Origin of the sequence: Streptomyces sp. NBC_00859 (assembly GCF_045161865.1) — a bacterium.
GTDB lineage: Bacteria > Actinomycetota > Actinomycetes > Streptomycetales > Streptomycetaceae > Streptomyces.
This window is the reverse complement of record NZ_CP108826.1, coordinates 5,634,318-5,656,636: the sequence shown is the minus strand read 5'-3', so window position 1 is coordinate 5,656,636 and position 22,319 is coordinate 5,634,318. Positions and strand designations below refer to the sequence as shown.

General features: G+C 70.5%; 13 protein-coding genes, 3 tRNA genes and 1 pseudogene. 3 read left to right on the top strand and 14 right to left on the bottom strand.

Annotated elements, in window-relative coordinates; genetic code table 11:
• Nucleotides 1-11: 11 nt before the first annotated feature.
• From OG584_RS24735 to OG584_RS24715, 5 genes are all read right to left on the bottom strand, one after another.
• Complete coding sequence (locus tag OG584_RS24735) at nt 12-218, bottom strand: MbtH family protein (RefSeq protein ID WP_405781006.1); 207 nt, start codon at nt 216-218, stop codon at nt 12-14.
• The gene (locus OG584_RS24730) at nt 215-10,588 is read right to left on the bottom strand and encodes an amino acid adenylation domain-containing protein (protein WP_405784261.1); all 10,374 of its coding nucleotides are present in this window, start codon (nt 10,586-10,588) and stop codon (nt 215-217) included. The genes OG584_RS24735 and OG584_RS24730 overlap by 4 nt, the downstream gene beginning before the upstream one ends.
• 1,376 nt (nt 10,589-11,964) lie before the next feature.
• Nucleotides 11,965-12,630, bottom strand: coding sequence for a hypothetical protein (locus OG584_RS24725; RefSeq protein ID WP_405781004.1), 666 nt, complete (start codon nt 12,628-12,630; stop codon nt 11,965-11,967).
• Nucleotides 12,631-12,877: 247 nt separating this feature from the next.
• Complete coding sequence (locus OG584_RS24720) at nt 12,878-13,585, bottom strand: serine hydrolase (RefSeq protein ID WP_405781003.1); 708 nt, start codon at nt 13,583-13,585, stop codon at nt 12,878-12,880.
• Between the two features lie 166 nt (nt 13,586-13,751).
• Nucleotides 13,752-14,837, bottom strand: a complete 1,086-nt coding sequence (locus tag OG584_RS24715) for a DUF5937 family protein (protein WP_405781001.1) — start codon at nt 14,835-14,837, stop codon at nt 13,752-13,754.
• 99 nt (nt 14,838-14,936) lie between these two features.
• On the opposite strand from OG584_RS24715, the gene OG584_RS24710 reads away from it, so the two are divergent.
• A complete protein-coding gene (locus tag OG584_RS24710) occupies nt 14,937-16,178 on the top strand; it encodes an MFS transporter (protein ID WP_405780999.1) in 1,242 nt (413 codons plus the stop codon).
• Between the two features lie 940 nt (nt 16,179-17,118).
• Here the strand turns inward: OG584_RS24710 and OG584_RS24705 are convergent.
• Together OG584_RS24705 and OG584_RS24700 are read right to left on the bottom strand one after the other, a co-directional pair.
• Nucleotides 17,119-17,490 carry a transposase gene (locus OG584_RS24705; protein WP_405780998.1) on the bottom strand — a complete coding sequence of 124 codons (372 nt, stop codon included), beginning with the start codon at nt 17,488-17,490 and terminating at the stop codon, nt 17,119-17,121.
• Nucleotides 17,491-17,546: 56 nt separating this feature from the next.
• The gene (locus tag OG584_RS24700; RefSeq protein ID WP_405780997.1) at nt 17,547-17,939 is read right to left on the bottom strand and encodes a helix-turn-helix domain-containing protein; all 393 of its coding nucleotides are present in this window, start codon (nt 17,937-17,939) and stop codon (nt 17,547-17,549) included.
• A gap of 241 nt (nt 17,940-18,180) precedes the next feature.
• On the opposite strand from OG584_RS24700, the pseudogene OG584_RS24695 reads away from it, so the two are divergent.
• A pseudogene (locus tag OG584_RS24695) lies at nt 18,181-18,611 on the top strand (transposase); the annotation flags it as partial.
• 133 nt (nt 18,612-18,744) lie between these two features.
• Here OG584_RS24695 and OG584_RS24690 read toward each other — a convergent pair.
• The 7 genes from OG584_RS24690 to OG584_RS24660 form a co-directional block, all read right to left on the bottom strand.
• The gene (locus OG584_RS24690; protein ID WP_405784439.1) at nt 18,745-19,038 is read right to left on the bottom strand and encodes a hypothetical protein; all 294 of its coding nucleotides are present in this window, start codon (nt 19,036-19,038) and stop codon (nt 18,745-18,747) included.
• Between the two features lie 259 nt (nt 19,039-19,297).
• A complete protein-coding gene (locus tag OG584_RS24685) occupies nt 19,298-19,891 on the bottom strand; it encodes a hypothetical protein (RefSeq protein ID WP_405780995.1) in 594 nt (197 codons plus the stop codon).
• 26 nt (nt 19,892-19,917) lie between these two features.
• The gene (locus tag OG584_RS24680) at nt 19,918-20,307 is read right to left on the bottom strand and encodes a hypothetical protein (protein ID WP_405780994.1); all 390 of its coding nucleotides are present in this window, start codon (nt 20,305-20,307) and stop codon (nt 19,918-19,920) included.
• 232 nt (nt 20,308-20,539) lie between these two features.
• Entirely contained in the window at nt 20,540-20,755 is a 216-nt protein-coding gene (locus OG584_RS24675; RefSeq protein ID WP_405780992.1) for a hypothetical protein, read from the bottom strand.
• A 690-nt stretch (nt 20,756-21,445) separates the two neighbouring features.
• Nucleotides 21,446-21,519 (bottom strand) — tRNA-Ile (locus tag OG584_RS24670).
• 180 nt (nt 21,520-21,699) lie between these two features.
• Nucleotides 21,700-21,772: transfer RNA gene (locus OG584_RS24665), tRNA-Asn, on the bottom strand.
• Between the two features lie 5 nt (nt 21,773-21,777).
• A tRNA-Asn gene (locus OG584_RS24660) sits at nt 21,778-21,850 on the bottom strand.
• Between the two features lie 167 nt (nt 21,851-22,017).
• On the opposite strand from OG584_RS24660, the gene OG584_RS24655 reads away from it, so the two are divergent.
• Complete coding sequence (locus OG584_RS24655) at nt 22,018-22,317, top strand: YtxH domain-containing protein (RefSeq protein WP_405780990.1); 300 nt, start codon at nt 22,018-22,020, stop codon at nt 22,315-22,317.
• Nucleotides 22,318-22,319 lie beyond the last annotated feature (2 nt).

The following is a 22,319-nucleotide window of genomic DNA, read 5'->3' as shown; positions in this document are numbered from 1 at the left end:
GGCGCGCGGCGTCAGCCGACGGGGATACGCGCGCTGCGCGGTGTCAGGTCGGTCCAGTTCTGGTCGACGTAGGTCAGGCAGGCACCGTGCTCGGCGGGTCCGTACACCGCGTCCCACCCGGCGGGCACCACTGCGAACGAGGGCCAGAGCGCGTGCTGTCCCTCGTCGTTGACCACGACGCGGTGCTGGGTCTGCGGGTCGTCGAAGGGGTTGGTCATGGCAGGTCTCCTTGTGCGGTGCGGTGAGTGGCGCGCAGGGCTGCGGCCACCGTGGTTCCGATCTGCTCGCGGGCTGCGGGCTGCATCATCCGGGCGTGGGCGCAGGCCACGTCGTGGTTCACGACCGGGCCTGTGATGTACGGCGCCCAGAGGTCCGTGCCGAAGGTGCCGGCGGGGCGGCCTTCCGCGGCGGTGAAGAAGAGCGCGGGGCCGTGGAAGGTACGGGGGGTGTAGACCCGCATCAGCCGCGCCTGGCCCGCGAAGTTGTCCACCATGTGATCGATCGTGGCCGGTTCGAGTGCCCCCAGTGGACTGCCGGTGCGCCGGAACTCGTCGCGTACCGTCGTGGCGTCCACAGCGGCTGCCCCGTCGAGCGCCGCGCCGTCCACGCCGAGGTTCCCGAGCAGTGCCCGGAAGACGGTGTCCCGGTCGGCGCTGTCCAGGTCGTCGAGGGGCGCGACCGGGAACGCGTCGAGGATGGTGAGCAGGGCGACGCGCTCCCCCGCCTCCTGGAGCTGGACCGCGACTTCCTGGACGACGTTCCCGCCGAAGGACCAGCCGAACAGGTGGTAGGGGCCGTGCGGCTGGACCGTCCGCAGCTCCGTCACGTAGACGGCGGCCATGGCCTCGATGCTTTCGGGGAACGGGGCCTCACCGTCCAGGTTCGGGGTCTGGAGTCCGTACAGCGGCCGGCCCTCGTCCAGGTGCGGCAGCAGGCCCGCGTACGACCAGGCGAGGCCGCCCGCGGGGTGGACGCAGAACAGTGGGGGAAGGCTGCCCGCCGTGCGCAGCGGCAGCAGGGTGGCCAGCGGGTTGCCGGCCGCGCTGTCGAGCCGCTCCGCGAGCCCGGCCGGGGTCGGGGCCTCGAACAGGGCCCGGATGCCGAGTTCCACGCCGAGCGCCGTCCGGATCCGGCCGATGAGGCGGGTGGCCAGCAGGGAGTGCCCGCCGAGCGCGAAGAAGTCGTCGTCGATCAGGACCTGGTCGAGTCCGAGCACTTCGGCGAAGAGCTGGCAGAGCACGTCCTCGCGCGGGGTGCGCGGCACCCGGCCGCTCTCTCCGTCCCGGATGCGCGGCGTCGGCGTCGGCAGCGCTCCACGGTCGAGCTTGCCGCTCGGGGTCAGCGGCAGCCGGTCCAGCGTGAGCCAGCTGGACGGCACCATGTACGAGGGCAGTTGGCGCGCCGCGTGGTCCCGGAGCAGAGCGGAGTCGGCCGGTGCGGCGCGGTCCGCCGGTACCACGTAGGCGGCCAGTGCGGCCCCGGCGCCATCACCCCCGTGCACGGCCACTGCCGCCGCCTCGACCTGCGGGTGCGCCGCGAGTACGGCGGCGATCTCGTCCGGTTCGACGCGGAAGCCGCGGATCTTGGCCTGGTTGTCTGAGCGTCCCGCGAACTCCAGCTCACCGTCGCGGGTACGGCGTGCCCGGTCGCCGGTGCGGTACATCCGGCTGCCGGGCGGCCCGTACGGGTCGGGCAGGAATGTGCGGGCGGTTTCCGCCGGGCGGCCCAGGTACCCCAGGGCGAGGCTGTCGCCCGCGAGGTAGAGGTCGCCGGCGATTCCGGCGGGTGCGGGGCGCAGCGCGTCGTCCAGGACGTGGACCCGGGTACCGGTCACGGGTGCGCCGAGCACCGGGCGGGCCGCTGCCGTCAACCGGGTCTCCAGGGTGTCGACGGTGGCCTCGGTCGGCCCGTAGAAGTTCCAGCACTGTGTTCTGGGGGCGGAGCGCAGCTCGCCCCAGAGTTCCTGCGGAACGGCTTCGCCGCCCAGGATCAGCACGGCGGGGTGGTGCGCTCCATCGGCGAGCAGTCCGCTGTCCAGGAGCTGCCGGGCATGGGTGGGCGTGGTCTCCAGGACGTCGAGCCGGTCCGCCCGCACGCTCGCGACCAGGGCTTCGGGGTCACGGCGTGTGAGGTCGTCCACGAGGTGCAGACGGTGCCCGTCGAACATCCAGAGCACCGGGTCCCAGGCCGCGTCGAAGGAGAGCGTCGCGGTGAGCGCGGCGGTCAGGCGAGGCCGGCCCGCCGCGCGCGCGGCAGGAGCGAAAACCTGGTCGCGGTGGTGTTCCAGCAGGCTGGCCAGGGAGCGGTGCGCGACGAGCACCCCCTTGGGGCGGCCCGTCGTACCCGAGGTGTGGATCAGGTAGGCGGGGTCGTCCGGTGCGGGGCGGTGTGCGGGGGCCGGGGCGGGCAGGGCCAGGGCGCGCGCCGACCGGTCGCTGTCGAGGACCGTCCGGGGCCACTGCCCGGGTATCCGCTCCTCGGTGTCCGCAACGGTGACGACGGTGCGCGGCCGGGCGTCGTCGAGGATCGCGGTGATGCGCGCCGTGGGCAGGCTCTCGTCCACCGGCGCGTGCACGGCGCCCGCTTTGAGTACGCCGATGAGCGTGGCGAGGGAGTCGGTGGAGCGGGGCAGCAGGACGGCGACCGGCTCGCCCGGGAGTACCCCGCTGTCGGTGAGGAGGGCCGCGATGCGGTCGGAGCGGGAGTCGAGCTCGGTGAAGGAGAGGCTGCCGTCGGGGGCGGTGACAGCGATGTCGCTGGTGCGCGCGGCGGCGACGGTCCTGGCGAACCGGTCGAGTACGGTGCCGGCTCCGTCCGGAGCGGGCCGCCCTTCGCCGAGGGCGGTCAGCCGGGTCTGCTCGGCGGCGGGGATCAGGGCGAGGTCGCGGACGGAGGTGTCCGGTGCGGCGGCCGCGTCCGCCACGAGCCGGGTGAACCAGTCCGCGAGGTCGCGGGCGGTCCCGGTGTCGAAGAGGTCCCGGCTGAACTCGAGGGTTCCTTCGAGCCGGTGGACGCCGGCCTCGCGCTGCTCGGTCAGGCTCAGGGACAGGTCGAACTTGGCTCCCCCGGTGCCGATTCCGCTCATTTGCGCCTGGAGGCCGGGGAGTTCCAGCTGGGGCTGGGCCGTGTTGTTGAGTGTGAGCATGACCTGGAAGAGCGGGTGCCTGCTGAGCGAGCGGTCGGGTTTGAGCTCTTCGACGAGGCGCTCGAAGGGGATGTCCTGATGGGCGTAGGCCGCCAGATCGGTCTCGCGCACCCGCCCCAGCAGCTCCCGGAAGGTGGGCGCGCCTTCGGTGCGGACACGCAGGGCGAGGGTGTTGACGAAGAACCCGACGAGTCCGTCCAGCGCCTCGTCGGTGCGTCCGGCGACCGGTGTCCCCACCACGATGTCGTCGCCCCCGCCGACCCGGTGCAGCAGGGCGGTCAGCGCGGCGTGCAGCACCATGAAGGTGCTGGTGCCCGATGAGCGGGCGAGGCGGGAGACCGCTTCGGTGGTCTCCGGCGAGAACCGCAGGGCGACGGTGCCGCCCCGGCCACTGGGACGTACTGGCCGGGGCCGGTCGGCAGGCAGCGCGATCTCCGCCGGTGCCGATTCCAGCTGCTTGCGCCAGTGGGCGAGCTGGCGCGCCGCGAGGCTGTCGGACCGATCGGCGGCGCCGAGTACGGCGCGCTGCCACAGCGCGTAGTCGGCGTACTGCACGGGGAGCGGTGTCCAGGCGGGGGCGCGGCCCGCCATCCGGGCGCTGTAGGCACCGGCCAGGTCCTGGGCGAGCGGGCCCATCGACCAGCCGTCCGCGGCGATGTGGTGCACCGTCAGCAGCAGCACGTGCTGGTCGTCGGCGAGCGCGAACAGCTCGGCCCGCAGGGGCAGTTCATGCGCCAGGTCGAAGCTCCGCACCGAGGACGCGCGGAGTGCGTCCTCGATCCCGGTCCGGTCGGCCGCCGTCACCGGGAGTTCGGGGCGGGCGCCGCCGGGGGCCAGCACGGTCTGGTGGGGCTCGCCGCCGGTCTCCTGGATGAGGGTGCGCAGGCTCTCGTGCCGGGCCACCACGTCGGCCAGCGCACAGCGCAGGGCTTCGCGGTCCAGTGCTCCGGTCAGCCGGACGGCGACGGGGATGTGGTAGGCGGCGTCGTCCGGGTCCATGCGGTGCAGGAACCACAGCCGTTGCTGGGCCGGTGAGAGCGGCAGCCGGTCGGGGCGGGCCGCCCTGCGCAGCGCGGGCCGCGCGGCGCCGGCATCGCCGAGCCGCTCCGCCAGTGCGGCGGGGGTGGTGGCCTCGAAGAGGGTACGGACGGGAAGTTCGACGCCGAAGGCGGAGCGGATCCGGCCGACGAGGCGGGTGGCCAGCAGGGAGTGACCGCCGAGGTCGAAGAAGTCGGCGGTGCGGGCCACTCGTGTGTGTCCGAGTGTCTCGGCGAACAGGGCGCACAGGATCTCCTCCTGCGCCGAGTGCGGCGGGTCCGCCGTCTCGTCGCACTCGGCTGCCCCGTCCGGCAGGGAGTCGAAGTCGACCTTGCCGTGCACGGTCAGCGGCAACCCCGCGACGGGGACGACCGAGGAGGGCACCATGTACGACGGGAGCCGCCCGGCCACGAAGGTGCGCAGGGTGCGCGGTGAGAGGTCCTGGCCGTCGCAGGGGACGGCCCACGCCACGAGCCGACCCGCGCCGGACGCGTCGGGGCGCACGGCCACGGCGGCCTGGGCCACCCCGGCGTGCCGCAGGAGCGCCGCCTCGACCTCACCCGTCTCGACGCGGAATCCTCGGACCTTGACCTGGCCGTCGGCCCGGCCGACGTACTCCAGATATCCCGAACAGCGGCGCACCAGATCGCCGGTCCGGTACATGCGCGCTCCGGGCCGGCCGTAGGGATCGGGCAGGAAGCGTGCGGCGGTGGCAGCCGCCCGGTTCTCGTATCCACGGGCGACCCCGGCGCCGGACAGATACAGCTCACCGGTCACGCCCGGCGCTGCGGGGCGCAGACGGGCGTCGAGTACCCTGGCGCGCATCCGGTCGACAGGCCGTCCGATGTGCGGCCGGGTTCCGGCGGTGATCTGTCCCATGACGCTGTCGACGGTGGTCTCGGTGGGCCCGTACAGATTCCAGACGGCGACATCCTCCAGCTCCGCCAGGTCGTTCCAGAGCGCCTCGTTGACCGCTTCGCCGCCCAGGGCCAGCACCCGCGGGCGGGCACGTCCCGGTGCGAACAGGCCGCAGGCGCGGAGCTGTTCGAGGAAGGAGGGGGTGGTCTCCAATACGTCGATCGCGCGGTTGTGCAGATACGCGGTGAGTGCTTCGGGGTCGCGCCGTGCCGCGTCGTCCACCAGGTGGAGTTCATGCCCCGCGGCCATCCACAGCAGCGGGTCCCACGACGCGTCGAAGGTGGCTGCCGCGGTGAGCGCGACACGCAGCGCGAGTCCGTTGTTGGCGCGCTCCGCCGGCCCGATGAGCCGCTCCTGGTGGCTGGCGAGCAGACTGGCGAGCGCCCGGTGTTCGACCACTACGCCCTTGGGGAGCCCGGTGGACCCCGAGGTGTACAGCACGTACGCGGCATCACGGGGCCGGGGCGGCTGCGGCACCGGTCCGGCCGTGCGGGGCTGCGGGACGCGGTCGCCGATGAGGAGCCTGGGGTGACCGGTTTCGGGGAGGTCACCGGCCGTCGTGCCGGACGTGAGGACCAGGGCGGGTTCGGCGGTGTCCAGGATCAGCTGGTTGCGGGCGTGCGGGTGCGAGGGGTCGAGCGGCACATAGACCGCGCCGGCGCGCAGCACTCCGAACAGCGCCACGATGTGCAGCACGGTCCGCGGCAGTGCGACGGCGACCCGGTCTCCGTGCCGGATGCCCGACTCGTGCAGCAGCAGGGCCAGTTGTTCCGTACGGTCGCGCAGGTCGCCGAAGCTGAGGGCGCCGCCGCCGTCCACCACGGCTGTGCGGCCGGGGGTGACGACGGCCCGGGTGGTCAGCACGTCGACGACGGTGCCGAACGTGTCCTCGGGGTCGGAGCCCCGGTCCCGTGCGGGCACCGCTCCGTCCACCGGGTCGCCGAGTGCGGCCGTGCGCTCGGCGTCCGTCAGGAAGTCCACGTCGGTGACGGGCCGGTCCGGGTCGCGCAGCAGGGCGGTCAGGAAGCGGGCGTAGTGGTCCGCGAAGCGTTCGGCGCTCTCGCGGTCGAAGAGGTCCTCGCTGTACTCCAGTTCACCGCTGATTCCGGCCGGCGCGCCGGTCGAGTCGTACTGCTCGGCCAGGTCCCAGGTCAGGTCGAACTTCGCGCCGGTGCGTCCGACCGCCGCGTCGTGCCGGGCCCGGAGTCCCGGCAGGGACACCACCGGCGCCGGAGCGTTGTTGAGGCTGATCATGACCTGGAAGAGCGGGTGCCGTGCCGGGGTGCGCGGCGGGTTGAGCTCTTCGACCAGCCGCTCGAAGGGCAGGTCCTGATGGGCGTAGGCGCTCAGGTCGGCGCCTCTGGTACGCCCCAGCAGTTCGCGGAAGCCGGGCGAGCCCGAGGTGTCGGTCCGCAGGACGAGGGTGTTGACGAAGAACCCGACCAGTTCGGCGAGGCTCTCGTCGGTGCGGCCGGCGACCGGGGTGCCCACCGCGATGTCGTCCCCGGCACCCAGCCGTGCCATCAGGGCGGCGAGCACCGTGTGCAGCGCCATGAAGCTGCTCGCGCCGTCGTGCGCCGCCAGCTCGGTGAGAGCCCGGTGGGTGGCGGCGTCGATCCGCAGCGGAACGGTGGCACCGCGCCCTGAGGGACGCGCCGGGCGGGGGCGGTCGGCCGGGAAGGAAATCTCGGCGGGCAGTCCGTCCAGGGCTGCTGACCAGTGCTCCAGCTGACTTCCCGCCAGGCTCTGCGGGTCGGCGGGGTCGCCGAGCAGCGCGCGCTGCCAGAGCGCGTAGTCGGCGTACTGCACCGGCAGCGGAGCCCAGTCCGGCTCCGTACCGTCGCACCGCGCCGCGTAGGCGTCCGACAGATCGCGGAGCAGCGGGCCCATCGACCAGCCGTCGGCGGCGATGTGATGCAACGTCAGGACCAGGAGAAAGCTGTCGGCGCCGGTGGCGGTCAACTCCGCCCGCAGCGGGATGTCCCGGTCCAGGGCGAAGCCGGTGCGGCCGTTCCCGGTGGCCGCACCCGGCGTCAGCAGGGGGACCCCGATGTCCTCAGGGGCGAGGACCCGCTGATGAGGCCCGTCGGCGTCCTCGGCGAACACGGTGCGCAGGCTCTCGTGCCGCCGCACGACGTCGTGCAGCGCACCGGCCAGCGCGTCCCGGTCGAGCGAGCCGGTCAGCCGCAGCGCGATCGGCAGGTGGTAGGCGCGGCCGCCCTCGCCCATCCGCTCCAGCAGCCACAGCCGCTGCTGGCCGAAGGACAGCGGAATCCGCCCGGGTCGCGGCACCGCGGGCGCCACGGCGGGGCGCGCTCCGTGCGCGGTGTCCAGCAGCGCGGCAAGACCGGCCGGGGTGGGCGCTTCGAACAGCGAGCGGATCGGAAGCTCGGCACCGAAGTGCGCACGCACCCGGCTGATCAGCCGGGTGGCGAGGAGGGAGTGGCCGCCCAGCGCGAAGAAGTTGTCGTCGCGGCCCGCCCGGGGCAGTTCCAGGCACTCCGCGAAGAGAACGCACATGGCGGCCTCGTCGGGCGTGCGCGGTTCGCCGCCGGCCTGGCCCGCCACGGGTGCGGCGTGCGGGAGCCGGGCGGCGTCCAGCTTGCCGTTCGGGGTGAGCGGCAGCCGTTCGACGGCGGCATAGGCGGTGGGCACCATGTGCTCGGGCAGTACGTCCGCGAGCGCGTCGCGCACCTCGGAGAGGACCGGGCCGGGGTCCGCGTGGCTCACCAGGTAGGCGGCGAGCCGCTCCACTCCCCCGCCCTCGGGAGCGGAGAGCGTGACCGCCGCCCCGTCGATTCCCGGCAGCGAGCGCAGCGCGGACTCGATCTCGCCGGTCTCGACGCGGTAACCGCGCACCTTGATCTGCTGATCGCTGCGGCCCGCGAACTCCAGAGTGCCGTCGTCGCTCCAGCTCGCCAGGTCCCCGGTGCGGTACATCCGGCTGCCGGGCGCGCCGAACGGGTCGGGCAGGAAGCGGTCCGCCGTCAGGCCGGGCCGGCCGGAGTAGCCGCGGGCGACACCCTCACCCGCGAGGTAGAGCTCACCGGTCATTCCGACGGGCAGCGGGTGGAGCGCCGAGTCCAGGACGTAGGCGAGCGCACCGGACACCGGGCGGCCGATGGTCGGGGTGCCGCCGGAGATCCGGGTGGTGACCGCGTCGACCGTCGTCTCGGTGGGGCCATAGAAGTTGAAGACCAACAGGTCCTTGTGAGAGGCGAGTTGGCTCCAGAGTTCGTCATCGACCGCTTCCCCGCCGAGCGCGACGACCCTGGGGCGGTGCACGGAAGAACGGAGCAGTCCGGCCGTGATCATCTGGCGGAGGTAGCTGGGCGTGGTCTCGATGGCGTCGATACGCCGGTCCACCAGGAACGCGACCAGCGCCTCGGGGTCCCTGCGGGTGTCGTCGTCCACGACGTGCAGTTCGTGTCCGGCCAGCATCCACAGGACCGGGTCCCAGGACGCGTCGAACGAGGTGGCGGCCGTGAGGGCGACCCGCAGTCTGCGGCCGAGCGCGCGTTCCGCCAGGGTGTGGGCCTCCCTGCGGTGGTGCGCCAGCAGGTTGGTCAGGGAACGGTGTTCGACGACCACCCCCTTGGGGCGGCCCGTGGAGCCCGAGGTGTAGATGACGTACGCGGGGTCGCGCGGTCCGGGCAGCGTCGAGCGGGCCGGGGCGGGCAGCGGTACGGCGGGTTCCACCGGGTCCGGCTCCACCAGCGGCAGCACGCCCGCCGGGTCGGTGCGGTCCGCCGACTCCCGCGTCGCGACCAGCGCGACCGGGCGGGAGTCCTCGATCATGTAGGCGAGCCGGTCGGCCGGATAGGTCGGGTCGAGCGGCAGATAGGCGGCGCCGGTCCGCATGACCGCCAGCATCGCGACCACCAGCTCCGCCGAACGGGAGAGTCCGACCGCGACCCGGGTACCCGGCCCCGCGCCACTGTCCGTGAGCCGCGCGGCGAGGGCGTTCACCCGTGCGTCGAGTGCGCCGAAGGTCAGCTGGACGGCACCGGAGACCACAGCCGTGTCCTGCGGCCGCTCGCGGGCCCGAGCGGCGAACTGCTCGGGCAGCGTCCCGGTGGCGGATGCGGCCGGGACGGGGCCGGGCTCCGCGGTGTCCCCCGAGCCCAGGCCGATGAGGCGCCGCTGCTCCGGATCTCCGACGGTCCGCAGCGTGCCGATCTGCCGGGTGGGGTCATCGGTGAAGCGCCCGATCAGACGCAGCAGGCGGTCGTGATGATCCTCCAGCTCCCGCTGGGTGTACAGCCGGGGGTTGCCCAGCAGATCGATCCGCAGCCCCCCGCCCCCGTACGAGGCGTGCACGGCCACCACCATGTCGTCGACCGGGCCGACGGAGAGGTTGTGCAGGGTGGCCGTGTGCGGCCCGAAGCGGAGCGTGTCGTCGAATGCCAGCACATTGACCGAGGGACCGGCCAGACGGCCGCCCACGCCGGAGAGCCCGCGGTCGTGGCGGAGATCCTCGGCGGGGTAGCGCTGGTGCCGCAGCACCTTGCGGGCCTCGGCCGACGCGCGCTTCGCCACGTCGCTCACCCGGTCGGACGGGGACACCGGCAGCCGCATCGGCAGGATGTTGGAGAGCATGCCCGGCGTCGTACGGGACACGGCGGTCCGCCGGCCCGTGACCGGTAGCCCGAGCACGACCTCGCGCACGCCCCGGCTCCGCTGGAGGTAGGCCGCCACGGCTGCCATGAAGAAGGTGGGCCAGGCGACACCGGAGGCACGGGCAGCCACGCGCAGCCGCTCGGCCCCGGCCGGGCCGATCTCCCCGCTCGCGGCGCGGAACCCGTGCCCGGGGGTGGCCGTCTCCTCCCCGGCGAGGCCCGCAGCAGCGGGGGCTCCGTCGAGGTACCCGGACCAGAACTCCTTGTCGGCTGAACGGAGTCCGGACGACTCGTAGTCCCGGTCCTCGGCGATCAGCGGCCCCAGCGGCGCAGGCAGCGACTCGGGGGGTTCCGCGTCCGGCTGGGCCAAGTGCGTGTATGCGTCGGCGATACGGCCCAGTGCGAGCACCGCGCTGTAGCCGTCCAGGGCGAGGTGATGCACCTGCTGGTGGAAGAAGTGACGGTCGTCGGCCAGCCGGTAGAGCGTCATCCGCACCAGCGGCCCCTCGGCCGGGTCGGCCGCGGTCGCCAGGTCGGCGGCCATCAGGCGCCGCGCTTCACCCTCCGGCTCCGGGTGACCGGAGAGGTCCACCAGCGGGACCTCGATACCGCTGTGCGGGCCGACCCGTTGGTGGGGGACTCCGTCGCGCTCACCGAAGGTCAGCCGCATCGCCTCCGTCTCGTCGGCGACGTGCCGGACGGCTTCCCGGAGGAGCACGGCATCGACCCTGCCGGGGATGGCCGCGTACTCCGCCACGTTGTACGACGGATTGCCCGGGTCGAGTTTCTGCGCGAACCAGAGCCCCCGCTGAGCGGCAGTCAGCGGAAGGACAACTCCGCGGCTGCCGTCGGCACGGCTGTCGTCGATCTGTGCATGGGTCACGCGCAACTCACCTCGGGCTGGGGGGACGCCGGACGGCCGACGAGGGCGTACAAGTGCCGGCTGCGGAGGGGGGAACAGGCGGTAGCGGGCTCATCCGGTGGACCGGCCCGATACGTGCGCGGCTATTCGCGCCGCCTTCGAAATGAGCGTCGCCGGATCTTTCGCCCGGTCGGCACTCCAGCCCCTTCACGACGAACCACAGCTTCTGCCTCCGATGCCGACATCGCCTCACATGCGCTATCGACAAACCGTTCGGAGCTGCGAGCGCCATGGACTGGAGCTGTGCCTTAGATCACATTTTCATGCCGCACGGTGAACCAATCGGACTTATGCACCACCGGGCGGGTCACTTGGGCACGACGGGGCCGAGCCGGGTCACAACCGCACGCACCGGCCACCAAACCAGGCCGGTGCCCGCACCGAATGACCGCGAAAGACATATAGACCTATGAGAGTTGGAGAACCCCCTTGAGGATTCCCATTTCCAGGCCCCGTTTTTCCAGGCCCCGTTGGGGGACCGCCACCGCGGTCGCCGGTCTGCTGTTGCTGGCGTCCGCGGGCGGAGCCGCGGCGTCCGCCCCTGCCACGGGGCGGGCGAGCACAGTCCCAGCACACAGCACGGCGCGGCAGGCACCGGCCAAGCCGTCACTCTCGGACGCCTACCGCGGCATACAGGGGGTCAACTTCTGTCTCCTGGCTCGTTGCACCGTCGGCGACCAAGGCCGCGGGAGCAGCTCCGGCGGCCCCAGCAACACACAGGGGGCGAACTTCTGTCTGCTGGCTGTCTGCACCGTCCGCCCCTGACGAAAACCCCCTCGGGGAACCACGGCGTCCAGAACGTCAGCGGCTGGACGGGCATGGCCTCATGAGTGCCCGGCGACAGCCACAGCGCGGCCGCGGACGTCTCCGGGGCCGGAGGCCACGGACCGGAGGCCACGGGCCGGACATCACCAGTCCCCAGGTGATGAAGTTCGGCGTCGCGGTCGCGCTGCGGGGTAACCCGAAGATGCCGGGGTCCGGCGGTCCGGACGACCGGCTGTGTGTTCCACAACCACGAGTCGGCCCTGCACCTTGAACGCGGCGAAGTACCGGCAAGTCTCACCGCACGCCCGGCTGATCCAGCACCGGCCGGCCAGCCGTCACGGCAGCAGCCGCTGCGTCTCCTGCCCGCCGGAGACATCAGCGGCGACCGCACAGTGGTCCGCCCCGCCGGATGGGCGCGGTCGGCGGTGGCACCAGCGCCCTCGACGGCACGACGGTGAAGTGCGGCGCGTCACGGCCGCGAAGACCCAGTAGCACCACCCCGCTCACAGGGGGCGCCGCGCCGGGAGGGCGCGGCGCGCCCTCGGCTTGCTACCGGTTCACACCGGCGAGGGCAGGTGCACCGCGGGCAGCATCCCCAGCTCGATCTCCCGGCGCGGCAGCGACAGCCCGAGATGCTCACCCACCGCCGCGAACAGCCGCTTCGTCAACCCCTCGTCCTCGTCATCGGGGTCGTCGCAGCCGGGGAAGGTGTCCCGTACCGCCCCGGCCCGGCGCACGGCCGCGTCCAGCGCGGCGAACGTCCCGAACCGGTCCACGGGCGGGACAGCGGTCTCCAGCAGACTGTCGCCGGGCTCGCCGGAACTCACTTCGCCGGCTGCGTCGACGTGACACACCCATGGGGACTCGTGCAGAAAGCGGTCCAGGCAAACGAGTTCGACACCCTCCTCCACCAAGGTGTCCTGGCCCAGCCGGTCGAGGAGGACGAGGTGCCAGGTGGACCGCTCGGCCTCCAGGACATACGTCCACTCGCCGCTCCGGCCGAACATCGCCACGCTGTCGCCCGGTCTCACGCTCAGCCTGTCGAAGTCCTTGAAATGTGGCGGCCGTTCGGCCATGCCCCGGTCGGCGCCGAGGCGCACCACAAAGTCCACCGGGTCCACGCCACGCACCGCTGTGAGGCTGATGTCCGAGAGCATCCCGTCCTTGACGATCGCACCGCTGTACCAGTGCTCCCCGATCCACGCCAAGCCGTTGTCCGTCACCGGGACAACTCCCTCCCTCGACCGTCGCGCACACTTACTGACGTCGGCTCGCCCGGGTGATCCGACGTGAAACCCGGTCCGCCCATGAGGCCGCCCTCATGGCGATATCGGCCCCGCCCAGCCTTGACTTCGCCGGACAGCGGTAGAGCCTCCATGGTCCCCATGGGGCGAGTACGAGTCCTGCGGCCAAGCCAGTGACCGTTTCCGCTCACAGCACCAGACGCTGCAACAAGTCGCCGTACACGGGTCACAGCCCCAGGTTGAGGGCCTGCCGCAGAACGTGCAAGATGCGGCCGGCGGCGCCGGTCTCCGAGAAATCCTCCACCAGCCTGTTCTTGGTCAGGGCGAAGGAGAAGCGGCTCGCCGGGTCGGCGAGTCGGCGAGTCGGCGAATCCCATGGAGCCGCCCATTCCTTCGTGGCCGAAGGTGCCCGGCCCCATGGCCGATCCGGGGAGCCCTGCGAGTAGCCGAGGGACCGGTCGACGCGCTTGTGCAGGATCGTATCCATGCCGCCGACTCTGCGAACAGCCGCTGTCCGTAACCGCTCGGCGGACATCAGCCGTGCGCCGTCGAGCGCTCCTCCGCAGGCCAGCGCGCCGTACAGGCGGCCCAGGCCGCGAGCGGTGCCCGTGCCGGTGCCGGGAGCGCATGCCGTGAGGTACCTCGGGTGGTCCGGAAGCGATGTCAGGCGCATGCCGGTCAGGGGTACGTCCGGGCCGTCCGGTGTTCCGGCCGCTGCCGTGTCGTCGGTGTCGTCCCCGTCGGCGTGCGTGGCCACCCGGTTCAGGAATTCGGGCGGCAGACCGAGAGCCAGCTCCTCCGGGGGAATTCCGAGTGGTCCGGCGATCTCCTCGCGCACCAGCCGGTCCACACCGCGGCCGTCGGAGTGGCGGATCGTCTCGCCCAGCAGGAAGCCGAAGGTGAAGCCGAGGCCGTGAAGTTCAGCGGTAGGCAAGGTCGTGAGTCATGGCCCGGCGCGATACGGCCGGGGCGGATGCAGCCGGTGCGCTGCCCGGCTGCCCGGGGGCGGCCGGCGGTCGCGACGGGCGGCTCGGCGCCCTGCCGAGTAGGACGATGTCACGAAAGAGGCGGTCGCTCGCGTTCTGGCAGAACGCAACTGCTCAGCGCAGGACGGCCGCCAGCAGGTCCGTGCCCAGCGTCGTCATCTCGGGCAGGTTGAGGGTGTACTGGACGTAGCGCCCGTGTCGCCGGGTCGCGAGCAGGCCCGCGCGGCGCAGGACAGCGAGGTGGCGGGAGACCTCCGGGGGCGAGAGTTCCCAGGCATGCGCCAGTTCACCGGTGGTGTGCGGGCCGCGGGCCAGGGTGCGCAGCAGCCGCAGCCGTACCGGATGCGCGAGTGCTTCCAGTCGTAGCGTGACTGTTTCCAGCGGCACCGGCTCCGAGGGGGTCGGCTCGGTCACGGGGTACTGCACCACCGGGTGCCACCCGGGCGCGTGGACCGCTACCAGGTGCGGGCGGCCGAAGACGCTGGGGACGAACGTGACCCCGGTGCCGTGGGCGGTGGTCGCTCTGTCCTGGAGCTTGTCCACGATGATGCAGTCGCCGTCCGGTGCCAGGGTGACGGCGCCGGAGACCGATGCGAGCGCCGCCCCGACGCCCTGGCGCTTCAACAGGTCGTTCTTCAGGCGCAGATCGGTGGCGAGTTGCACGGCGACGCCCGTCCAGGCGGCGTCGAAGAATGCCTCGGCGCACTGTTCGAGGGTGTGACGCACCCGTGCCCGCACAGCGGCCGGGTCCGCGAGCAGCCGTTCCGCGAAGGCCTCCTGGAGTGCGCCGCGGGCCTGGGCCAGGTCCAGGGCGCGCTCGCGCGCCGTCGCGTCGGCGAGCGGCGACGGTCCGGCGAAGTGGACCCGGTTGCTGCCGCACGTAGTGATGAGCGCTGCGCTCACGTAGGTTTCGTCGTCGATCCGGTCCACGTCGTCCAACTCCTCGGCGAGGGTCGGCCGGGGACGGGCGGGAACCAGGAAGTCGGCTCGTGAGGAACGCCAGAGGAACTCCGCTTCCCTGAGCCGCTCGGCCAGTTCCGGCCGCAGCCCGGCCCAGACGTCCCCGGCCCAGCCGGCGAGTTGCGGGTGATGCGCGGGCTCGGCCAGCACGTGCAGCATCGCGGTCAGCTCGGCCAGCGGGGAGGCGGCGAACCGCAGTTGCCCCGACGGCGGACCGCCGATGTCGATTCTCAACGTCATCCCCTCATCATCGACGGTCACATGGCGACGACCGCGTCGATTGACGGTGTCCGTCAACCGACGCGCCCCGGCCCGGCGACCGAACACACCCTTGACGCCATGGCAACCACTACCAAGATCCAGCCGCGCGCTCTCGTCCGTGCCTCCGGAGGCCCCCGCTATGCCGTCGCCCTGGCCGTGGACGCGCTCGGCACCGGCTTGCTGCGTCCCTTCCTGCTGCTCTACGGGGTGGCGGTGCTGAAGCTGTCCGTGTCGGCCACCGGCATCGCCATGACGGCAAGCAGCGTCGTGGCTCTGGTGTGCATGCCCGCGGTGGGGCGATGGCTGGACCGGGGCGCACGCAGCACGGTCGTGGCAGCGTCGATGCTGGTACGGGTGCTGGGAGTGGCGCTACTGCTGGCCGCCCCGGCGGGGCGCCCGTGGCTGTTCATGGCGGCTGCGCTCTTCCTCGGCATCGGCAACCAGTCCTGGCCGGCCGCCCATGCGGCCCTGGTGGCCACGGTCGCCCACGGCCGCGAACGCGACGCCGCCCTCGCAGGGGGCCGTGCGCTGCGCAACGCGGGCCTGGGCGCCGGTGGACTGTTGGCCACCGCGTGCCTGACGGGTGGCACGACCGCGTTGCAGGCGCTGGCAGCCGTCACCGGCCTCGCCTACCTCGCCGCGGCGGCCTTGGCATGGTCGGTCCATCTGCGCGCGTATCCGGCCGTTGCCGCGGCCAAGGACCGGGAGGACGAGCCCGCACCCCGGATGCGCGTGCTGCTGGCTGCCAACGTGATCTACGTCTTCTGCCTCAACATCCCCGAAATCGCCCTTCCCCTGGTCCTGGTGACACAGTTGTACGCGTCCCCGGTGTGGTCGGGGGCCATTTTCGTGGCAAACACTGTGCTGGTGGTCACCCTGCAGGTTCCGGTCACCGTCTTCATGTCCCGCTTCGCCCGGCGGACCGTGCTGGCCCTCTCCGGCGTGGTGCTGGCCGCGTCCTACCTCGGCTTCCTCGCGGCCACCTCCCTGGGACACGGCTGGGGTGCCCCGGCCGTCGCCGTGGTGTCCGTGGTCTGCACCATCGGCGAGATCATCTACGCCGGCAGCGCCACCGCGCTCGTCACTGCCCTCGCCCCGGCCCATGGCCTGGGACGTTCCCTCGCCCGCTTCCAACTCTCCACGGGCTTCGGCCTCGCCGTCTCCCCGGCGATCGTCACTGCTCTCGCCTCCCGCGGCTCGGCCGCCCTCTGGGGCAGCCTCGCAGCCGCGACTCTCCTTTCCGCCTCCGCCGTCGCCACCGAGAGGGATCGAGGAACGCGGCCCAGCGATTACCGCCGCCCGGCGGGAGCCGGCGCGTGAGCCCGGCGATCGATGCGGGAGACGGTTCGACAGAGGCGAACACTCTCCGGCTCCTTGTGTCGGACTTCGCCGTCAGCATCAACGGCGAGGCGCCCTGTTCACCGAGACCGGTCAGGGCCGAATGCCGGTGCTCGTGCCAGGTACGGGAGTGTTGGGTCGCGCGGATCGGTGATCCCGACCCGGAGCCCGGCTGCTGCTGGAGTCGACCGGTCTGGTCGGCGTGATCGCGTCGGCGTCGGGGTTCGCGGACGCCACCACGCTGAGGAAACACCTGCGGCGCCACGTCGGCCTGGCACCGAACGATGGGTCGGACGCCCCAGCGCAGAACCACGGCGTCACCCCGCGTTGATCACGGTTCCGCGGGCCGTTCAGAAAGCCGGACGGCGTCGGCTCGGCCTGCACGGAGCAGACCGGGCACGGCAGGAACAGCAGGAACAGCAGGAACAGCAGGAACAGCAGGACATCATGCGGGTATGGCGGCCGTTGACGGAGCGCGAAGCCTCCCTCAACGGCCATGGGACCGTTCAATGACGCTCCCACCGAGGCGTCGCCGCAAAAGGCCAGTTCAAAGCCATGCAGAGCTCGTCTGTGATGCGCGGGGACCCATGTTCACCGCACCTCCGTGCGGCGAACGCTGCACACAAAAACGCCCCCGGAAAACACGTCTCACCAGGTCAGAACGATTCTGCCTGGGGATACTCGGTGGGGCGGGTGGGACTCGAACCCAAACCGGTGACGCTTCTCACCTGCGACGATGCCGAGACAACGGACATAGACACCCGTTTCCATCCGGCTACACCCTCCTCGATCCAGCTCGATCGGATTCGGTTAGGCGTTCGCCGCACCAGTTTCCCCGACGAACACCGCTACGTTCCGTAGCGGACGACTGCGCGGCGGATCCGTCGAGTCGGTCGGCAACTCGCAATGGTCCGAGCCTCGCTCATACGCCAGACCACATGCGCAGGTTGTCCCACACCAGCACGATCGGGCCGCCGAGCTGTGCGTGGGCGCGGATGACGAGGTCGCGGTAGTGCTTCCAGCCGAAGCCCTTCGGCTCGCTCTTGCGGCCCCGGCACTCACGAATCGGGTAGAACAAACGGGATCGCTCACCCGGCTTGTAGCAGATCATCCCCGCCATGGAGACTCGGCCCGATCCCCGCCCGCGCACGCGGACGACTGGAGTGCGGCCCCTGCGGCCCCAGGTCCTGGCACGCGGCGGCGTCATCGACTGGCCGGCCTCGTCTTCAAAGACCACCCAACCGCTGTTCGCCGCCGCGGTGCTCTTACCCGCGGCCACACCTCTCGTTTCCATAACTCCACTGCGTCATCGTCACGGTCGATCGCACGCCGGGTCGGCTGCTGCCAGGATCAGCCATAGCGCCGCAGCGGTCGCCACCTGCCCTCCACAATGTACGAGACGTGGAACAGCCGGCCGATCACCGTCTTCACGCGGGCCAGCGTCCACCGCTGGTCGGCCCACCCATGTGCCAGCGGACCGCGCTCCAACTCCCGCTCCAACCTGGCCATCTGCGCGTCAGACAGTCGGGTTCGACCAGGCGACCCCTTGGAGGCCACTCCGGCGTGGCCGCCCTCGCGCCACTGGCGTCGCCAACGTTCCACCGACCGTTCCGAGACCCGCAGCATGACAGCGATCTCCCGGTTCTTCCCACCAGCCTCGAAGCACGTCACGGCCTGGCTCCGGACCCGCTCCCGCGCGTCTCTCTCGACGTCGGTCAAGCCGCCGCCCTGCGGATATCTCACCGAACGAGGACTACCGAGGTCACCTTCACGCTGTCTGGCGAGCAGCCCGACATCACCCGATCAAGTTCAGTATCGTTCGGTCCATCTACGCGGGCACAGGGTCAACCAGTTGGGCGGGCAGCATGACGCGTCGCAGTTCGGGCTGTCCCCCGCGGGCGCGGCATCAACTCCGGCGCCGTCTCGTCTAGATCCCGTCCGGCGGACCATGTGACTGTCTGGCTGGCGGGTAGTTGTGCTCGGCATGGGGCGGGGCGATTCGACGAATGCGGAGCGGGTCCGACTGGAGCCGCTTCCGTCGTTGGTTGGACGACGCGGTAGTCGCTGGTGCGACCACCGAAGGGTGGTCAACGGGATTCCTTTTCGGGTGCGGACCAGCATACTGTGGCGGGATTTTCCTGAGCGTCTCGGCAGTTGGAAGACCGCTAACGAACGTCACCGCCGCTGGTCGAAAGGCACGTGGGGCCGGATCCTGTGTGCCGTCCAAGCCGACGCTGAACTGGCAGGCAGGCTCGACTGGTCGACGGTCAGCGTCGACTCCACTTCCTGCCGAGCCCATCCGCATGCCGGTGGCCGCCGGGGCCCAAAAGAAGGCACTACACGTCCCGAAGAAAGATCGATGCCCGAGAACACCGGCCCGACGAGGGGCCCAGACGGTCCCGGGGCGGCTTGACCGGATCAAGCACACGATTCCCGCGAGCCAAAGGCCCAGCGGGCCAACCGCAAACGCCGCGGCAGCGGCGGCAGCCGGCCCGTCTGCTTCGGCTCAGAGATCTACAAGCGCCAGTACGCGGCATCCCCAGGGTCACTACGACTGCGAACGGCGCGCTGCTTCCCGACTTCTGCGCGCCGGTTCCGCGACCCCGGTGATTTCAACGACCACCCTTGTAACGGCGGTGAAGACGGAAGCTTTGAAAAAGTCGCCGACCATGTAATGGAAGTCACGGAACTCCACTGCACATACCAGGCCGAGAGCGCCGCAGTACAGTGCGGCCAATAGTCCACGCCGTCTACGCATCGGGTAGACGATCAACGGCACGATAGGCCAGACATAGGAAGTAACGATAATTGCCAATGCCAGGGCGAGGGAAATAACTGTCACGGCTCTTCAGTCCTTCGATTTACCAGATGCCGGATTCAGTGAGGATCCAGCTCCCGACAAATACAGCGGGAAGGAATATGAGACCGCTCGCGAAGACGAGACCCATCTTCCACGATGTCCTGTCGGCGATTTTCACGCACAGCAGAGTCACGGGAGTCAAGTACAAGAACAGCGGGACGAAGATGAATATGAATCCTGCGCCCATGTCGCTTCCTCTCACCTAGATCGGGGGCCGAGCTGTCACCCGGCCCCCGATTATTCAACCATCTGACGTCACGACGTCACGTGGTGGTGAACTTGGTCGCTGGCTCGTCACAGTGAACGACACTCGACGGTCGATTCCCGGGCCGTCGCCAAGGACCGGGACGGGTGGTGCGACGCTCCATGGGTTGCCTCCGCTTCCTCGGTTGAAGGCGTCGCAGCTTCCGAACGCGTTGCCGTAGGGAGCGGTGGCTGGGAAGTTGGAGAAGTTCTTCCAGTCACCGCCGTGCACCTTCGCGCTGGAGGGACGGCCGAGGTCGTCGGTCATCTTCCCGTCGATGTAGACGTAGAGGTCAGGCATATAGCTCTGGAACATGATGCCGTTGTCCGGCGTGGCGTCCCCGTTATCCTCTTCGTGCGTTGGCTTCACCCCGCCGTCCGCACAGAAGGCGGCGGCGATGTCGTGCCAGATTGGCGGAGCATTGCCGATCATGGTGCCCCACATGTTGTTGTTCCAGTCGCCCGAGTTGTGGAAGAACATCGAGTAGATATCTCCCGCAGAACGGCGCACCGCGCAGTTGGTATCGGGGCTGGCGTTGATTTTGTCGAGCCATGCTTTGACGTTGTCGTTGATGGAGCGATGGCCGATCATGGCGCGGTATCCATGAACACCGCCTCCTACCGCGCGAATTCCACGCACGTCTGGTCGGAGTTCAGTCGCGCGCCCCGGAAGTGCGGAAAGTAGGCTTGCCCCGGGGTGTCCCCGCCCTTGAGGGGGTCAGCGGTGTAGGTGCGTCCGTATTCCAGGGCGTCGGGCGTGGTATAGGTCAGGTCGGGAGCCGGAATTTTATAGTCCGCCGAGATCGCCTTGATCAGCGTGGTGACGAAGGTGGGCAAGTGAGCGTTTCCGACCTTGACCTGGTAGTTCGCACCTTCGCTGCCCGCGATGATATGGCCAGTGGAATCCTTCACGAACGTCACGCTGACATCGCTCTTGATCTTGTAGCTGTTCGCGTCCTGATACGCCTGGGAGGGCGTTTCCGACGGGCTCGGGCGATGGTTGGACATACCCATCCATACAGGAACGGACATCGCGGGCGCCGATCCGTCAGCGGTCGGCTTGTAGCCACCCTGCTTGACGTTCTGGTACCACTGCTCGGCCGCGTCGTAGGTCCGCTGGCCCGTGCATGTCTCCGTTACCGTGCTCGTGCAGCGATCCCAACCGGTGAGGCCCGCGGATGATACGGAGTCGCTGGGGGGAGCCGTCCCACAGCGGGCCGCTGTCCGTGCCGTGGGACTGTTAGATCGCCCAGTCGTAGAGTGATTTCTCTGACCGAATGGGAGTGTTGAGGTCGGTGACGGGCCAGTTGGAGTTGAGCTCCTGGTTCGGGTCGAAGACCGAGGCCGCGGTCATGGTGCGGTTGACGAACGTACCAGTTACCGGCTGGAAGGCGATGGCGCCGAAGGCTACGTCGGAATCGGCGGTGCCGTCGGGGGTGAAGTTTGACAGGCTCAAGCTCGGGGTGGAGGTGAACTTGTAGGCGCCCAAGGACACCCACGGACCATCCCCGCAGGCGCGGGGTCAACGGTCGGTGGTGCGTGAGTCAGCGACCGCGCACCGGACCATCCCCGCAGGCGCGGGGTCAACGGGACCGTCGGCCCGCGTCGCGCTGGAGCTGACGGACCATCCCCGCAGGCGCGGGTCAACACTTCTTGACCTGGGGCGTTGTCCGGCGGCAGGGCCGTTTTCATTCGCTCGGAATATTGCCACCCCCACCGCACCACACGCCGTCTTGATCACTACCGACGATCCATCAGGCCAACACCCCGACAGCACGGGGCCGACCGCGAGGCAACGATGGGCAGGTTCGCACTGTGCGGAGCATCCCCGCGGGCGCAGTTCGCCCACGGGACACCCGGTCCACCCCAATCTGCCGACGCAGAACCGGCGCCCTTCGGAGCAACCCTCAGGCAGCGCGGGGGCGACAGCCCAACCACCCAACTATCGAAACGGGCGGGTGGGACGCCCCTTCACGCATCCCATGGAGGCGCCACGACAAAACCCCAGGTCACAGCAGCCAAAGACTCTCTTCGGCACGCGAAGACGCCCATTCGCCACACCCCCGTTAGGCGTCCGCCACACACAAAACAGCCCCCGAAAAACACGTTTCCCCAGGTCAGAACGATTCTGCCTGGGGATACTCGGTGGGGCGGGTGGGACTCGAACCCACGGCCGACGGATTATGAGTCCGCTGCTCTAACCGGCTGAGCTACCGCCCCTTTACGGCGTGGCGCGTACATGTGTGCGCGCCGTCTGCCGCAGCATAGCCGCTCATACGATCTCCTGCCTCGGATGGTCGGCATCGCTCGATCATGAGGACTGCGCCGTGGCCGGGACGGTTCCACCCCGGTGGAAAAGAGCACGAAAAAGGGCCCCGTAGGGCCCTCTTCCGTCATGTGCTCCCCCGACTGGACTCGAACCAGTAACCCTCCGGTTAACAGCCGAATGCTCTGCCAATTGAGCTACAGGGGACCGCGCTCCCCCGACTGGACTCGAACCAGTAACCTGCCGGTTAACAGCCGGCTGCTCTGCCAATTGAGCTACAGGGGATTGCTGCTGTGCACCGAACGTACCCACCGAAGCGTTCCCGGGGGGCGTGTGCTCGCTGCGACACATACATTAGCGCAAGCAGGGGGGTGCTCCGCCAATCGGTTCCGCCCCGGGTGATCACGCGCTTGCCGGGTAGGCGGGCAGCACCGGCACAAGGGAAGGCAGCCATGCGGTACAAGCTGACGTTCGTCGTAGGACTCGCTCTCGGTTATGTGATCGGCACACGTGCCGGACGGGAGCGTTACGAGCAGTTGAAGAAGGGCGCACGCCAGGTCGCGGAGAACCCCGCCGTGCGCAACGCGGCCGAGGCCGCGGCGCAGAACGGGCGGGATGTCGCGGGCAAGGCGCTCCACTCGGTGAGCGAGAAGATGGGCGACAGGATGCCCGACGCGATGGCCCACCGGGTCAGGTCGATGCGGGAGCGGAACGGCACTGTCGAGGACGACTGGGGCACCACCAACACCTGAGG